16 protein-coding genes are annotated in these 14,809 nt (G+C 65.7%); 12 read left to right on the top strand and 4 right to left on the bottom strand.

From position 1 onward, the window contains the following. Positions 1–112: 112 nt before the first annotated feature. From EB230_RS14075 to EB230_RS14115, 9 genes are all read left to right on the top strand, one after another. Entirely contained in the window at positions 113–820 is a 708-nt protein-coding gene (locus EB230_RS14075) for an AcvB/VirJ family lysyl-phosphatidylglycerol hydrolase (RefSeq protein WP_246738982.1), read from the top strand. Between the two features lie 181 nt (positions 821–1,001). Beyond that, positions 1,002–2,915, top strand: a complete 1,914-nt coding sequence (locus EB230_RS14080; protein ID WP_056571029.1) for a diguanylate cyclase — start codon at positions 1,002–1,004, stop codon at positions 2,913–2,915. A 66-nt stretch (positions 2,916–2,981) separates the two neighbouring features. Then, positions 2,982–3,314 carry a helix-turn-helix transcriptional regulator gene (locus EB230_RS14085; RefSeq protein WP_056571031.1) on the top strand — a complete coding sequence of 111 codons (333 nt, stop codon included), beginning with the start codon at positions 2,982–2,984 and terminating at the stop codon, positions 3,312–3,314. Positions 3,315–3,441: 127 nt separating this feature from the next. After that, positions 3,442–4,506 carry an ACR3 family arsenite efflux transporter gene (arsB, locus tag EB230_RS14090; protein ID WP_162258924.1) on the top strand — a complete coding sequence of 355 codons (1,065 nt, stop codon included), beginning with the start codon at positions 3,442–3,444 and terminating at the stop codon, positions 4,504–4,506. Further along, positions 4,503–4,925, top strand: a complete 423-nt coding sequence (gene arsC / locus EB230_RS14095) for an arsenate reductase (glutaredoxin) (protein ID WP_172372772.1) — start codon at positions 4,503–4,505, stop codon at positions 4,923–4,925. The genes arsB and arsC overlap by 4 nt, the downstream gene beginning before the upstream one ends. A 66-nt stretch (positions 4,926–4,991) precedes the next feature. After that, positions 4,992–5,312, top strand: coding sequence for a metalloregulator ArsR/SmtB family transcription factor (locus tag EB230_RS14100; RefSeq protein ID WP_172372774.1), 321 nt, complete (start codon positions 4,992–4,994; stop codon positions 5,310–5,312). A gap of 41 nt (positions 5,313–5,353) precedes the next feature. Continuing rightward, positions 5,354–6,751: an FAD-dependent oxidoreductase gene (locus tag EB230_RS14105; protein ID WP_172372776.1), complete on the top strand. Its 1,398-nt coding sequence runs from the start codon at positions 5,354–5,356 to the stop codon at positions 6,749–6,751. Then, a complete protein-coding gene (gene arsK, locus EB230_RS14110; protein WP_172372778.1) occupies positions 6,748–7,989 on the top strand; it encodes an arsenite efflux MFS transporter ArsK in 1,242 nt (413 codons plus the stop codon). Before EB230_RS14105 ends, arsK begins: the two co-directional genes overlap by 4 nt. A gap of 272 nt (positions 7,990–8,261) precedes the next feature. Further along, complete coding sequence (locus EB230_RS14115; protein WP_056571041.1) at positions 8,262–8,858, top strand: class I SAM-dependent methyltransferase; 597 nt, start codon at positions 8,262–8,264, stop codon at positions 8,856–8,858. 262 nt (positions 8,859–9,120) lie between these two features. Here the strand turns inward: EB230_RS14115 and EB230_RS14120 are convergent, their stop codons facing one another. Together EB230_RS14120 and EB230_RS14125 are read right to left on the bottom strand one after the other, a co-directional pair. Further along, on the bottom strand, positions 9,121–9,564 hold the full coding sequence (locus EB230_RS14120) for a cytidine deaminase (RefSeq protein ID WP_172372780.1): 444 nt from the start codon (positions 9,562–9,564) through the stop codon (positions 9,121–9,123). 82 nt (positions 9,565–9,646) lie between these two features. Then, a complete protein-coding gene (locus EB230_RS14125; RefSeq protein ID WP_172372782.1) occupies positions 9,647–11,026 on the bottom strand; it encodes a sodium:solute symporter family protein in 1,380 nt (459 codons plus the stop codon). A gap of 169 nt (positions 11,027–11,195) precedes the next feature. On the opposite strand from EB230_RS14125, the gene EB230_RS14130 reads away from it, so the two are divergent. After that, the gene (locus EB230_RS14130) at positions 11,196–12,395 is read left to right on the top strand and encodes an adenosylhomocysteinase (RefSeq protein WP_172372784.1); all 1,200 of its coding nucleotides are present in this window, start codon (positions 11,196–11,198) and stop codon (positions 12,393–12,395) included. A 46-nt stretch (positions 12,396–12,441) separates the two neighbouring features. Continuing rightward, positions 12,442–13,212, top strand: coding sequence for an IclR family transcriptional regulator (locus EB230_RS14135; protein ID WP_056571047.1), 771 nt, complete (start codon positions 12,442–12,444; stop codon positions 13,210–13,212). Between the two features lie 35 nt (positions 13,213–13,247). Here the strand turns inward: EB230_RS14135 and EB230_RS14140 are convergent, their stop codons facing one another. Beyond that, complete coding sequence (locus tag EB230_RS14140) at positions 13,248–13,685, bottom strand: YqaA family protein (RefSeq protein ID WP_246738983.1); 438 nt, start codon at positions 13,683–13,685, stop codon at positions 13,248–13,250. Positions 13,686–13,858: 173 nt separating this feature from the next. On the opposite strand from EB230_RS14140, the gene EB230_RS14145 reads away from it, so the two are divergent. Further along, positions 13,859–14,311, top strand: a complete 453-nt coding sequence (locus EB230_RS14145) for an SRPBCC domain-containing protein (protein ID WP_172372788.1) — start codon at positions 13,859–13,861, stop codon at positions 14,309–14,311. Between the two features lie 9 nt (positions 14,312–14,320). On the opposite strand, the gene EB230_RS14150 is transcribed toward EB230_RS14145, so the two are convergent. Continuing rightward, positions 14,321–14,746 (bottom strand): GFA family protein, encoded by a 426-nt coding sequence (locus EB230_RS14150; RefSeq protein WP_172372790.1) that lies wholly within the window; start codon positions 14,744–14,746, stop codon positions 14,321–14,323. Between the last annotated feature and the right edge of the window lie 63 nt (positions 14,747–14,809).

Raw genomic sequence — 14,809 nt, forward strand, 5'->3', positions numbered from 1 at the left:
GGATCCGGCGGGCGGCTTCAACTATGCCCTCGACGCGGACTTGCCCTCACCCGCGACACTGGTTTCGGCCGCACCGCTTGCGGGTATTTCCACGCAATCGTCCGACAATGCGATGCGGGCAAAGGCGGTTGTTGTCGATAGCGTGTCCGGCCGCCTCGACGCGGCGGTTGAAGCCGTGGTTTCGATCGCCGCCAGCGATGCATCGTCAAATGACCTGCCGACCATCGATATCCCCGCCAGTTCGAAGCCAGATTCCCTTGTGCTGTTCTTTTCAGGCGACGGCGGCTGGCGCGACCTCGACAAGGTGATCGGCGATGAGATGAGCAAACACGGCGTTCATGTGGTGGGCATCGATTCGCTTCGCTACTTCTGGGCGGAACGCACACCACGACAAATCGCAAACGATACCGTATCCATGATCGACCGCGCTGATCCCTCGGGCAAAATGTCCGTTGCGGTCTATGGTTATTCATTTGGCGCCGATGTCTTTCCGTTCGCCTGGACCTTGCTGCCGAAGCGGATAAAGGATCGCATCCGGTTTGTCGGCCTCCTCGCCACCCAAAAGACGATTACCTTCCAGGTGACCGTTGGTAGCTGGCTCGGCGGTGGAGGCGACCATGTCGTCGCACCGGCGATCGCCACAATTCCGCGCGACCGGCTGCTGTGCGTCTATGGCGAGGACGAGGATGACACGGCCTGCACCGATCCCTTGCTTGCGGGGATCCAGACGCTGAAAATGAAGGGCGGACATCACTTCGATGAAAACTACCCCGCGCTGGCCAAGATTCTGCTTGCCCGCATGAAACCGCGAATGTCGTAGCACCGCTATCGCGGGGAGCGCTGACATGCTTCTGCCGCAAGGTTTGATGCAAGCCGCCGGAATTTGCCCGCCACGGTCTCTTTCGACCAAAGGTCAAATGCCTGATGTAACACTTTGTTGTCATTGAGGGCCTATCGAAGAGCCGATCCGGCGAAAGCCCGGTATAAGGAAAGGACCAGCCATGGGTTCGCCCTGGTCCGAATTGCTGGCCAATCTCGCGGTCGTTGCGATGTTCGTTTCGGTCTGGATCCACACGCATGTGTGGCTGGACCGCAGGCCGGCCGCTGTAAAGGCCACGGCCTTCGGCCTGCTGATGGGCGCCGGCGCCATCATCCTGATGCTGACGCCCATGCAGTTGCAGCCGGGCGTCCTGGTCGATCTCAGGGCGACGATGATTGCCGTTGCCGGCTTCTTCGGTGGTCCTGTCGCCGGTATCGTCGCGGGGGTCATGGCCGGCGCCTACCGGACCTTCGAGGGCGGTGTCGGCGCCTTTGCCGGCGCGGTCGGCATCGCGGTCACCATGCTGGTCGGCATCGTCGGCAATCTTGCGCTCAGGGGCCGTTCGCCCGGCATGGGCGATATCATGATCCTGGGCGTCGCCGCCGCGGGCGGATCGCTGCTTGGCTTCAGCGTCCTGCCGCGGTCCGTCATCGAGACGGTTCTGCCCAAGGTGGTGTTCCCGTCCAGCCTGCTCATCTTTGTCTCCGTGGCGATGTCGGGGCTGGCGATCTACCAGGAGCGGCGGCGCATCGAGGCGCTTCGGTCGAGGCGCATCTTCAAGGCGGTGGTCGAGACCTTGCCCGACTGCCTCAACGTCAAGGACCTCGATGGGCGGTTCATCGCCGCCAATCCCGCAACGGCCGAGTTGATGCAAGCGGCTGATACCAAGGCACTCATCGGCAAGACGGATTTCGACTTCTATCCGCCTGAAACGGCGCGGGAATTCCGCGAGGACGAGCTTGCGGTGCTGGCATCCGGCGTCTCCTCCACCATCGAGCAGCGCTTGCTTCATGAGGATGGCACCGATGCCTGGCTGGCGACGCTGAAAGCGCCGTTCCGCGACAAGGCCGGGGCGGTTATCGGCCTGATCACGCACAATCGCGACATCACCCTGCGCAAGCGGCTGGAGACCGAACTGGCGGAAAGCCAGGCCAGGCTGGGAGACGCGCTGACGCATATGGCGGACGGGCTGGTGATGTTCGACCCGGACGGCAGGCTGGTGCTGTGCAACGCCCAATACCGCGCCCTGTTTCCGAAAACGGCCGACATAAGGGTGCCCGGCGCCGACTACCGCGATATTCTGCGCGCCTCGGCGGCGCGCGGCGAAAGCGTCACGCCGCCCGATGCGGTCGAGGAGTGGATCGCCGACATCATGGCCATGCAGACGGTTGCCAACCATCGCCAGGTCCGGTTCGCCGACGGCCGCTGGCTCGACGTGCGGACCCGGCCGACTGGCGATGGCGGCAGCCTGAGTGTGTTTTCCGACATCACCGAGGCCAAGCAGGTCGAGGCCGAGTTGCTGGCGGCCAACGAGAAGCTGAACCTTCTGGCGCACCGCGACGGGCTGACCGAACTGTTGACGCGGCGGGCCTTCGACGAAGCGCTGGCGCGCGAATTCGGCCGCGGCCGGCGCACCATGGCGCCGGTCAGCCTGCTCATCATCGATGTCGACTGGTTCAAGCGCTTCAACGACCACTATGGCCATCCGGCGGGCGATGAATGCCTGCGCGCCGTCAGCCGCTGCATCGAGGCGACGGCGCGGCGGCCAGCCGACGCGGCGGCCCGCTATGGCGGCGAGGAGTTCGCGCTCGTCCTGCCGGAAACCGACGCAAGGGGCGCCTTCGTCATCGCCGAAACGCTGCGGGCCAGGGTGCGCGACCTCGGGCTCGCGCATGCCGGCAGCGAAAAGGGCGTTGTCACCGTCAGCATCGGGGTCGGCACGTTCGACGGCAGCGCTGATATCGAGATCGCCGATCTCCTTCGGCGCGCCGACGAGGCGCTCTACGGCGCCAAGGCCGCCGGACGGGACCGCGTGCATGGCTGGCGCCCGCATCTCAGCGAACCACGCTCGACCGCGCCCCAGCGCAAGGCGTGAGCCTTGGCTGTCATATCAACGTCATCGTCGGTTGCTATTAATCCATAAATCCGGATATATGGATTCATGGACAAGACAACATCATTGCTGGCGCTCGCCGCGCTCGGTCAGGAAACAAGGCTGGAGGTGTTCCGGCTGTTGGTTCGGGCCGGGGCCGAGGGGGTGCCGGCAGGCGAGATCGCGACGCGACTGGGCATTGTGCAGAACACCATGTCGGCGCATCTGAAAATCCTCGGCCAGGCCGGGCTGGTGCATGCCGCACGCGAGGGCCGCAGCATCCGCTACACGGCCGACATGACCGGGTTTCGCGATCTCTTGGCCTATCTGATGGAGGATTGCTGCAATGGCGCGCCGGAGCTTTGCCAGCCGATCATCCAGGCCGTGACCTGCAAATGTTGAGGTGGTCGGTTCGCCCCGCGGAAGCGGCTGGACGAGATCGGCGGAAGCCTGGCCAAGGCCGGCCGGCCCAGGAGGAATAGCGATGTCGGATCACATCCTGAATGCCGGCGAAACGGCGCAGCCGAGCATCGGCTTCGTCGAAAAATACCTCACGGTGTGGGTGGCCCTGTGCATCGTCGCCGGTGTTGTCCTCGGCCATTCGCTCCCGGGTGCGTTCGGCGCCATCGCGTCCGCCGAGATCGCCAAGGTCAACATTCCCGTCGCGGTGCTGATCTGGCTGATGATCGTGCCGATGCTGCTACGTGTCGATTTCGCCTCGCTGGCCAGTGTCGGCACCTATTGGCGCGGGATCGGGGTCACTCTGTTCATAAACTGGGCGGTGAAGCCGTTTTCCATGGCGCTGCTGGGCTGGCTCTTCATCGGCTGGCTGTTCCGGTCCTGGTTGCCAGCCGCGCAAATCGATTCCTACATAGCCGGACTGATCATTCTCGCAGCCGCACCGTGCACGGCCATGGTGTTCGTCTGGTCCAACCTTACGCGCGGCGAGCCGAACTTCACGCTGTCGCAGGTGGCGCTCAACGACGCGATCATGATCGTTGCCTTCGCGCCCATCGTCGGGCTGCTGCTTGGACTGTCGGCGATCACCGTGCCATGGGGCACGCTCGTGCTGTCGGTTGCCCTTTACATCATCCTGCCGGTGCTCGTCGCTCAACTGATCCGCCGGCGCCTGCTGGCGGCCAAGGGGCAGGGCGGGCTCGATGCGCTGCTGGCTGCCATGCAGCCCTTGTCACTGATTGCCCTGCTGGCGACGCTGGTGCTGCTGTTCGGCTTCCAGGGCGAGCAGATCATCGCCCAGCCGTTGGTGATAGCGCTGCTGGCGGTACCGATCCTGATCCAGGTCTATTTCAACTCCGGTCTTGCCTATATGCTCAACCGGCTGTCCGGCGAGCGGCATTGCGTGGCCGGACCATCGGCTTTGATCGGCGCGTCCAACTTCTTCGAATTGGCGGTCGCGGCGGCGATCGCGCTTTTCGGGCTGAACTCCGGTGCGGCGCTCGCAACCGTGGTAGGCGTGCTGATCGAGGTTCCCGTCATGCTTTCCGTGGTGTGGATCGTGAACCGAAGCAAAGGCTGGTACGAGCGGGGGAGTGCCGTCCGCCACGCCGCATCCAGCGAGAGGGCCCCGCAATGACCATCACCATCTATCACAACCCGGCCTGCGGCACGTCGCGCAACACGCTGGCGATCATCCGCCAGTCCGGCGAGGAGCCGGAGGTGATCGAGTATCTGAAGAACCCGCCGTCGCGCGAAAAGCTTGTCGGGCTGATCGCGGCAATGGGGATGACGCCGCGCGCGCTGCTGCGCGAGAAGGGCACGCCCTATGCGGAGCTCGGCCTTGGCGACCCCAAATGGAGCGACGACGAAATCCTCGATTTCATGCTGGCGCATCCGATCCTGATCAACCGGCCGATCGTGGTGAGCCCGCTCGGCGTCGTGCTGGCCCGGCCATCCGAAAGGGTGCTCGATATCCTGCCCAATCCAGACATCGGCCCGTTCACCAAGGAGGACGGCGAGGTTGTCGTCGATGCCGGCGGCAAGCGGGTCGTCTGACTTGCTATTTCGATATTTCTCGAAATAGCCCTTGACGAGTCCTGTCGCCGGCCGCATGCTATTTCCATGAAACTCGAACAAGCAGCGAAGCAGCTGGAAGCGCTCGGCAATCCGACGCGGCTGAACCTCTATCGTCTCCTGGTGAGGGCCGGCGAAGCGGGCCGGCCGGTCGGCTTCCTGCAGGAGAGCCTCGGCATCGCCGCCTCGACGCTGTCGCACCATCTGCACCGCCTGATCCTCACCGGGCTAGTCAGCCAGGAGCGGCAGGCGACGACGCTGATCTGCCGCGCCAACTATCCCATGATGAACGATCTCATCGGCTTCCTGGCCGACGAATGCTGCGCCGATGCGGCTTGCAATCCGGCGGCGGATGACGCGGCCGCCTGATTTTTTGCCTTTATTTCGATAATACCGGAAGGATGGAAGCTATGGCCACGCGAGACGATCCGCCAATCGCCGTCATCGGCGCCGGTCCGGTTGGGCTGGCGGCCGCCGTTCATCTCATGGCGCGGGGCCTGCCGGTCAAGCTCTATGAAGCCGGCAGCGGTGTCGCGGCCAGCCTGCGGGATTGGGGCCATGTCCGGGTGTTCACGCCATGGCGCTATTGCATCGATCAGGCGGCCGGCAGGTTGCTCGAAAGCCATGGCTGGCGGATGCCGGACCCGGAAGCCTTTCCCACCGCCGATGAACTTGTCGCGCACTATCTCGAGCCGCTTGCCAGGCTTGCGGAACTTGCGCCGGCGATCGAGACCAATGCGCGTGTCGTGGCCATATCGCGCTGGGGCGCCGACAAGGTGCGCGGCAGTGAGCGCGGGACGCGGCCCTTCATGCTCGTTGTCGAGACCGCCGACGGCACCAGGCGCGACAGCGCACGGGCCGTCATCGACGCCTCCGGAACATGGCGCACGCCCAATCCTCTCGGCGCCGGCGGCATCGAGGCGGAAGGCGAGGCGGAGTTTGCCGACCGCATCGCCTACGGCATCCCCGATATCCTTGGCCGCGACCGTGCGCTCCATGCCGGCCGCACGACGCTGGTTGCCGGTTCGGGTCACTCGGCGGCCAACGCCTTGCTCGACCTTGCCAGGCTGGCGGATGACGAGCCCGGCACGGCTTTCATCTGGGCGGTGCGCGGAACAGACCTCGTGCGCATCTATGGCGGCGGCGATGCCGACCAGTTGCCGGCGCGCGGCGAACTCGGCGCCGATGTGCGCGACCTTGCCGAAAGCGGTCGCGTTCGGCTGGTGACGGGCTTTGCGACGCTTGCGATAAGCGAGCGCGATGGCCGGCTGGTCGTGGCGGGGCAAAGCGAGGAGGGCCTGATGCAACTGGGGCCTGTCGACCGCATCATCGCCGCGACCGGCCAGCGTCCGGACCTGTCGCTGACCCGGGAGCTCAGGCTCGATCTCGATCCATGGCTGGAAAGCGTCAAGGCGCTTGGTCCGCTCATCGACCCCAACGAGCATTCCTGCGGCGACGTGCCGCCGCATGGCCACCGCGAGCTCAGCCATCCGGAGCCCGGCTTCTACACGGTCGGCATCAAGAGCTATGGCCGGGCGCCGACCTTCCTGCTGCTGACCGGCTACGAACAGGTCCGCTCGGTCGCGGCGGCGATCGCCGGCGACATGGCGGCGGCCGACATGGTGCAGCTGGTGCTGCCCGAAACCGGCGTCTGCACGGTGCCGGCGGGCCGCTTGTCGAAGGGCTGTTGCGGCGGACCAGCGCCGGCGGCGACCGATGCCTGCTGCGCGGCGGATGCCGACGCCAAGGCCGCCGGCAAAGGCGGTTGCGGCTGCGCAGGCACCGGCAAGATGGAAGCCGCCGAGTGAGCGACGGCAAGATCCCCGCTTCCGCCATCTGGGCGCTGGGCGCCACGCAGATCATCGGCTACGGCACGCTCTACTACAGCTACAGCATCCTGGCGCCGGCGGTGGCGGCGGAACTCGCCTGGTCGCAGCAATGGGTGTTCGCCGTGCTGTCGGTGTCGCTGCTGGCGAGCGCCATCCTGTCGCCGTTCGCGGGCAGCCTCGCGGACCGGGTCGGGGCAGGGCGCCTGATGGTGCCGGGATCGCTGGCCGCGGCCGGCGCATTGCTGTTGTGCGGGCTGGCGCCGGGGCGTGCCGGCTTTGCCATCGGCGTGCTGGCCATGGAGCTTGCCTCCTGCTTCGTGCTCTACAGCACGGCCTTCGTCGCCATCGTGCAGCTCGGCGGGGCGCGTCGCGGCATCACCCATCTCACCTTGATCGCCGGCTTCGCCTCGACCTTGTTCTGGCCCTTGACGACGCTGCTGCACCAGCATCTCGGCTGGCGTGAGGTGCTGGTTCTCTTTGCCGCGCTCAACGCCTTTGTCTGCCTGCCGATCCATTGGTGGCTGGCCCGGCTCTCGCGCCGCACCGGCAAGCCGCGGGAGAGGGTCATCCCGGCGACATCAAGCCTGTCGGCCGCCGCGCCCGACCGGCGATGGTCGCCTCTGTTCATCCTGGTGCTGGCCGGATTTGCCATAGAGGGGTTCGTGCTTTCAGCGATCCTTGTGCGGATGGTGCCGCTGCTCACACTGGTCGGTCTCGGCGGGGCCTCGGTGCTGGTCGCCAGCCTGTTTGGGCCGTCGCAAGTGGCGAGCCGGCTGGTCAACATGCTGTTCGGCCGGGGCCTGTCGCAGACATCGCTGGCGCTCGGAGCGACCGCCGCGCTGGCCGGCGGCCTCGCGGTGCTGCTGGTGGCGGCGCCCTCCGTTCCCGGCGCCATGCTGTTTGCCGTGCTTTTCGGATTCGGCTCGGGCCTGATGAGCATTGTCGGCGGCACGCTGCCGCTCGAATTGTTCGGCCAGGAGCGCTTCGGTTCCCATGTCGGCTGGATCACGGCGGCGCGCCAGTTCAGTTCCGCCTTCGCCCCGTTCGGCCTGACGCTGATGATATCAGGCCTCGGCGTCCTGCCGGCTCTGTGGCTCAATGTCGTGGTCGGCCTGTTCGGGATCGCGGCCTTCGCCGCCATCGCGTTGATCAGCCGGCAATCGCGCAAGGGTGCGCAGAGCGGCACGGCCGCGGTCGCGCCACACGCGGCTGGATGACCGGGCCGGTGCCCCAGTCATCAGAATCCATGTCGGGGGCTGCCTTTGGTGTCGGGGCGACAATGTTCGGGCGGATTTCGCCGGTTCGACCCGCCGTCGGCAACGGAGGCGTTGCCTTTGGCTGTGTGCCGGTCAAAGCTGTCCCCCAGCGCAATTCTAGAGCGTTTCACCGTTTCATGGAAACGGCGAACCGCTCTAACTCTTTGTTTTGACGCAATTCCAGACGGAAAACCGCTAACACTTTTCCTGGAATTGCTCTAAAGCGTCCGCCCATGACTGGAATGTTTCCCGCCACCTCCATGCCCGACCGCGATTGGTGGGAGGCGCTTTGGCCAGACCCGTCGGGCCTCTTGCTGTCGTTGGGCGTCGAGCCAGGCATGACGGCCCTGGACCTGTGCTGCGGCGACGGCTATTTCACCGCACCGCTTGCGAAAATCGTCGGCGGCCGTGTCTATGCGCTCGACCTCGACCCGGACATGATCGTGGCGGCCAAGGCCGAGGTGAAGCGGCTCGGCGTTTCGGTCCTGAAGTGGATCGTCGCGGATGCCGGCGACGTCGCGGATCTCATCCCTGAAAAGGTCGACTTCGTGCTGATCGCCAACACCTTCCACGGGGTGCCCGATCAGCCGGCCCTCGTCAAGGCCGTCGCCCGTACGCTCAAGCCGCACGGCCTGTTCGCGCTGGTCAATTGGCACCAGTTGCCGCGAGAGCAAACGACCGTGCTTGGTCAGCCGCGCGGGCCCAGGACGGAGATGCGCATGTCACCTGAAGCGGTGTCGGCGGTGCTGGAGGCTGCCGGTTTCCGGCTTCTGCGAATGGTTGATCTGCCGCCGTATCATTACGGGGCGGTGTTCGAACACAAGGGATGATACGGAATCCGGCTCAGACGCCTGTCCAGGACTCCGGATCGGCCGCCAGGATGAACGCGCCGATGCAGCGGCAGAGGACATCGACATCGCGCATTTTCGGGCATCCGGGTCGATAGCGCACGCTTCCTGTCCGGGGCTATGCCGGGATGACATGCGGCCGTCGAGTGCCTCGCCCAGCACATACGTGTCCCGCTCGGCGGTGAAATGTGCGGTTGCCTAAGGTGGTCCGCAAGTGACCTGGCGGGAGGGCGCGCCTCCCGCCTCAGAACTTGCGCGGGTCGATGCCCTTGGTGCCCGGGCCGTAGGGGCTGGGATAGATCTCGCCGATGGTCATCAGTTCGATCTCGCCGTCCAGCGTCGAACCGATGATCTTGACCTCCGGATCGTCGCAGCAGAACTCCCAGATCACCTGCCGGCATTCGGCGCAGGGCACGCCCGAATAGGGACCGTGACAGACGATGGCCTCGATCTGGCGCTCGCCCGCCGCCGCCATCTGCATCACGGCGTTGCGCTCGGCATGGACCGATTGCTGCAGGGTGACGACCTCGACATTGCAGGCGGCGAAAAGCCGGCCCGATGCGGTGCGCACGGCCGAGCCGACCTTGTGGTTGGAGTAGGGCGTGTAGGCCTTGTCGCGCGCTTGCGCCGCGGCGGTGACAAGCGCCTGGTCGGCACTTGGAAGCCTGTCGAAAGTGGTCTTCAGCATTGGTTTCTCCGCATCGGGGCTCCATCCCGCACTGATTCAGGATGGAGCCTTATCTTATTGCTTTTCCGGGTCTTTCGCTGGCTCAGGCCGGCTGCCTTTCCGATCGCGTGACAAGTCCCGCGACGAAGGGAACGACCGAGAGGATGAAGCCGACCAGCGAGGCCGGAATGCCGCCCGGTTCGCCCAGCAGCACCAGGATCGCGGTCGAGCCGGAGCCGATGACGATGGTCGCCAGCATCGACCAGGACGGAATGCGCCAGCCGAAGGTGGCCGACAGCACCGGCAGCAGCAGGCCCGGCACATAGACCGAGAAGCCGAGCATCAGGATGGTGACGATGCCGGGCACGCTGAGCGCCACGACCAGGGCGATGAGGCCGAGCACGAGCAGCAGGATACGGCTGGTCCACAGCCTTTCCCGGTCGCTGGCATCGGGGCGCAGCCGCGAGATCACGTCGCGCTGCAGCGTGGTGGCTGTCACCAGCAGGGTCGTGCTCGCCGTCGACATCGCCACCGCCAGGAAGGCGGCGACCAGCACGCCGATGACGCCATGCGGCAGAAGCTGCACCATCAGGTCGGGCATGGCGTTGACCGGGTTGGTGTCGGCCGGCAGCAGCGCCTTGGCGGCGACGCCGAGGAAGGTGAGGATGACGCCGAACACGGCCATGACGAGGAAGCCGTTGATCATGCCCCGGCGCGCCGTGTCGGGCGAGTTGGCGGAAAAGACGCGCTGGAAGCCGATCGTGTCGATGAAGCCGGCGGGCAGGAGCAGGAACCAGACGAACAGCGTCGCCGGCGGCACGTTGGCGAACAAATTGTAGAAGCCGGGAATGTCCCTGGTCGCTTCATAGATGTGCGGGACGCCGGGTCCGAAGATGACGAACAGAGGCGCCACCACGCCGATGACGATGAGGAAGATGACTGCCTGCAGCACGTCGGTCGCCACCACGGCGAGGAAGCCGCCGAGCATGGTGTAGACGATGACGACGAGGAAGGCGACGATGGCGCCGGTCTTCGGATCCATGCCGGAGAACAGGGTGAACACCATGGAGATGCCGAACACCTGAGCCGCCGCCCAGGCGAGATAGTTCCAGCTCGTCACCAGCGAGGCGGCGACACGCACTGAATCGGGATAATCCCGAGCGACGATGTCGGGCGTCGTCACATGCATGCGCTGGCGCACGATTTTGGCCAGGAAGATGCCCATCAACAGCAGGCCGATCGGGAAGGTGAACCACCACCAGGTGCCCGATATGCCGTAGCGCACGACCATTTCGGGCGTGCCGAACAGACCGGCCAGGCCCGTCCAGGAGGCGAAGGCGGAGATGGTCAGCCACAGCGGCCCCATGCGCCGGCCGGCGACGATGTAGTCTTCCTCGGTCTTGATCGAGCGGGCGAAGAACAGCCCGATGCCGGTGACCGCCACGAGATAGATGGCGACGACAGCTATATCCAGATTTCCCATTTCGTACCCCTTCACATGCAAAGCCGATGGCGCGCCGAACGCCTTGGGGCGCGCCGCGCTGCTGTCCGTTGCCCCTTCTCGTGGGGGCTTGACGACCCTCTGCAAGATTTGTCACATGCAAAAAACTTTTTTGCAAGTGCTGAATCTGAATCGTGATCGGAGACTTCGAATGACCCACGCCCAGGCCAATCCGGCGACCCCCGAGCTGGTCGAGCGCGGTGGCGCCCGCATCGCCTGGATCCGTTCGCGCATGGCGTTGCTGGCCGGACTGCGCGGAGAATTCCGCCGCACGCGGCCATTTGCCGGCCGGCGCATCGGCGTGTCGCTGCATGTCGAGCCCAAGACGGCGGTGCTGCTCGAGGTGCTGGCCGAAGGCGGCGCCGAGATCGTCGGCACCGGCAATCACGGCTCGACGCAGGATGATGTCGTCGCCTTCCTGCAGAGCCAGGGCATCGGCATTTTCGGCCGCCGCGCCGACTCGCTCGCCGACCATCACGCCAATCTGGCGCGGGTGCTGGACGCGCGGCCCGACATGCTGCTCGACAATGGCGCCGACCTCGCCTCCGGCATCGTCGAGCGGGGCAGGGCTGCATCCATACTGGGCGGCACCGAGGAGACGACCTCGGGCGGCGACCGGCTGCGCGGCGAACTGGCCGGCAAGGTGCCGTTCCCCTCCATCGTCATCAACGACAGCCCGCTGAAGGCGATCGGCGAGAACAAGCACGCGGTCGGCCAATCGGTGGTGGAGAGCTTCATGCGCATCACCAACCTGATGATCCCCGGCCGGCGCTTCTGCGTCATCGGCTACGGCTGGTGCGGGCGCGGCATCGCGCAATATTTGCGGGCGCTGGGCGGCCGCGTGGCCATCGTCGAGATCGACGAGATCAAGGCGCTGGAGGCGGCACTTGACGGCTACCGCGTGGCGCCGCTCGCCGACCTCGCGCCGTGGGCGGAAGTGTTCATCACCGCCACCGGCCGCGCCGGCGTGCTGCCGGCGCAAGCGGTCGCCGTCATGCAGGACGGCGCGGTGCTGGCCAATTCCGGGCATTTCCCGTGGGAGATCGACACCGAAGGCCTCAATGCCATGACCACGTCCGCGACGGACCTGGACGGCACGTTGCGGCGCCTCGACCTTGCCAATGGACGCCATGTCATCCTCGTGGCCGAGGGGCGCATGTTCAACCTTGCCGGCGTCGAGCCGAAGGGCAATTCGATCGAATCCATGGATATCGGCTTCATGCTGCAGGCGCTGTCGCTGGAGCGGGTGGCCAGGGGTGAGGGATTGGTGGGGGGCGCGCAGCCCGTCCCCGACGACATCAACCGGCGCATCGCCCGGCTGATGATGGCTACGATGGGGGCCGCCTTGTAACTATACTAGGCCCCTGATTCTGGATGATCCGGGAAGGTTGTGGGGCATGGCTGGCAAGACCGCGGAAGCGCCGGATTATTCGGTACCGGCCCTGGAAAAGGCGTTCGACATCATCGAACTGCTGGCCGAGCAGAAGGACGGGCTGAACCAGGGCCAGATTTCCGAAGCGGTCGGCCGCTCCATCCACCAGATCTACCGCGTGCTGCAGGCGCTGGAGCGGCGCGGCTACATCTTCCGCGACCGCCCGGCCGGGCTCTATTTCCTGTCGCCGCGCCTCTTCGAACTGGCGCACCGGCACGAGCCGTTGCGTGGCCTCGTCCAGGCGGCGCTGCCATCGATGCGGCGGCTCTCCGACGCCATCCAGCAATCCTGCAATCTCGGCGTCCACAATGCCGGAAGGGTGCTGATCCTGGCGCAGGTGGAAAGCCCGGCGGCGTTCGGCTTCCGTGTCCGCGTCGGCGCCGAATTTCCGCTGTTCGGCACCGCGACAGGCCGCACGCTGATGGCGTTCCAGCCGCAAGACAGAATCAGCCAATGGCTGCAAGCCTCTGGTATCCCTGACGAAAAGGCGGAGATGCACGATGCGCTTGCCCGCATCCGCGCCGCCGGTCATGAGGAGGTGGCGGACGGGCTGCAGCCTGGCGTCATCGATCTTGCCTTTCCGGTCATCGGGCCGTTCGGCCAGTCGGTCGCCGCACTCACCGTGCCCTATGTGGCGACCACCTACAGCATGCTCGACCTTGCCACCGTGCGCCGCCACGCGGCGGAGGCGGCGCGGGAGATCGCGCTGGTGCTGGCGCCCGAGCCGGCGCAATGACACTGTCGGGGAGGTCACCGGCAAGCGGTTCGTTGTCATGTCCAACTGAGGACGATCCAGCCCAGCACCGCGTAGCGCGCCGTTTTGCCGATCGTGACCAGGACAAGGAAGCTCCAGAACGGTTCGCGCAACACGCCGGCGACGACCGTGAGCGGGTCGCCGACAACCGGCAGCCAACTGGCCAGCAACGACCATCTGCCGTAGCGATGGTACCATTTCGAGGCGGATTGAAGGGCGGCCGGCGTGACCGGAAACCAGCGGCGACCCGCGAAGCGCAGGACTTCCCGGCCAAGGAACCAGTTGATCACGGCGCCCAGGACATTTCCCGCGCTGGCGACGGCGAGCAGCAGCAGGGCCGAATAGGCCTTGCTGGCCAGCATGACGGCCAGAACGGCCTCGGACTGGGCAGGAAGGATCGTGGCCGCGACCAGGGCGCTCAGGAACAGGCCGGCATAGGCGCAAAACGCAGTCAGCTGTCTACCTGTGTGGATGGGTGCGGGATGGTGCCTCGCTACCCTCCAGGGCCGGATCTTGCAAGTGTGATCTGTCGGATGATGCGGCGCGCGAATGCGGTCGCTTTGACGGCCGGCCACGCCCGGCATGGTCCCGGCACCATCGCTGCCGCAACCGCGCGGACCGTGTACCCGTGAACGGTTCCGCCGGCGCCGCGCCGATCGTCAAGGCGATCGCCATCGATGCCGAGCCGGCGAAGGTCTGGCGGGTGCTGACGACGCCTCGAATGATCCCGCAATGGATGTCGGACGAGGAGCTGACCGTCAGCCTCGAAGGACATGAAGGCGGTACGATCGTGATACGCGGGCTGCTGCACGGCATGCAGTTCGAGAACCATGGCACGGTCCGCGCCTTCGAGCCGGAGAGGCGGTTCGCCTACAGCTACTGGAGCACGCTGTCGGCCTCGCGCCTGGCGGATTTGCCCGAGAACCACACCTTGGTCAGTTTCGCCCTGGCGCCGGCCGACGGCGGAACGCTGCTGACGCTGACGCTCAGCGACTTCGCCGAACCGGCGATCCGCCCGCATGCCGATCTCTATTGGGGGCCGACCTTGCGGATCCTGAAGACGGTCTGCGAAGGGCACTGATGACGGCGGTCAGTCAGCCGGGATGAAGCGCAGGGTGCCTGCCCGGCGCGTCGGCCGGCCGGTGTCGTTCGTATGATTGACGCCATCCATGACAGGCACCTCCGGGAAATCGAATGGGCTTACCCCGTCCAGGCAAGCCACGTTCACGGCATACAGGTTCTGGTTCGAGCGTCGTTGGTGGTGTGTGTATATTCCGCAGCGGGAACAGAAGAAGTGCTGCGCCGATCCGGTATGGAAGCGATATGTCGTCAGGGCATCCTCCCCCTGGAGGATCTTGACCCCGCCCATTTCAGCCATGGCGACGACGGCGCCTCGCATACGGCAGTAAGAACAGGTGCAGCGGCGGATCGAATCGAAGCCGTCGCTGAGCGTCGCCTCGAAACGCACCGCGCCGCAATGGCACTGTCCAGCCCGAAGGTTCGTGTCGCCCACCATGTTGCCTGTGTCTCCTGTTCGGTCACTTCTACGTCGGGTCCTGGCAAGAGGACAAGAACGTCT

The sequence above is a fragment of the Mesorhizobium sp. NZP2234 genome (genome assembly GCF_013170765.1).
Lineage (GTDB): Bacteria > Pseudomonadota > Alphaproteobacteria > Rhizobiales > Rhizobiaceae > Mesorhizobium > Mesorhizobium loti_D.

Coding starts and splice junctions, on each gene's coding strand:
- EB230_RS14075 (WP_246738982.1), top strand. CDS start 113: ATGCGGGCAAAGGCGGTTGTTGTCGATAGCGTGTCCGGCCGCCTCGAC.
- EB230_RS14080 (WP_056571029.1), top strand. CDS start 1,002: ATGGGTTCGCCCTGGTCCGAATTGCTGGCCAATCTCGCGGTCGTTGCG.
- EB230_RS14085 (WP_056571031.1), top strand. CDS start 2,982: ATGGACAAGACAACATCATTGCTGGCGCTCGCCGCGCTCGGTCAGGAA.
- arsC (WP_172372772.1), top strand. CDS start 4,503: ATGACCATCACCATCTATCACAACCCGGCCTGCGGCACGTCGCGCAAC.
- EB230_RS14100 (WP_172372774.1), top strand. CDS start 4,992: ATGAAACTCGAACAAGCAGCGAAGCAGCTGGAAGCGCTCGGCAATCCG.
- EB230_RS14105 (WP_172372776.1), top strand. CDS start 5,354: ATGGCCACGCGAGACGATCCGCCAATCGCCGTCATCGGCGCCGGTCCG.
- EB230_RS14115 (WP_056571041.1), top strand. CDS start 8,262: ATGACTGGAATGTTTCCCGCCACCTCCATGCCCGACCGCGATTGGTGG.
- EB230_RS14120 (WP_172372780.1), bottom strand. CDS start 9,564: ATGCTGAAGACCACTTTCGACAGGCTTCCAAGTGCCGACCAGGCGCTT.
- EB230_RS14125 (WP_172372782.1), bottom strand. CDS start 11,026: ATGGGAAATCTGGATATAGCTGTCGTCGCCATCTATCTCGTGGCGGTC.
- EB230_RS14130 (WP_172372784.1), top strand. CDS start 11,196: ATGACCCACGCCCAGGCCAATCCGGCGACCCCCGAGCTGGTCGAGCGC.
- EB230_RS14135 (WP_056571047.1), top strand. CDS start 12,442: ATGGCTGGCAAGACCGCGGAAGCGCCGGATTATTCGGTACCGGCCCTG.
- EB230_RS14150 (WP_172372790.1), bottom strand. CDS start 14,746: ATGGTGGGCGACACGAACCTTCGGGCTGGACAGTGCCATTGCGGCGCG.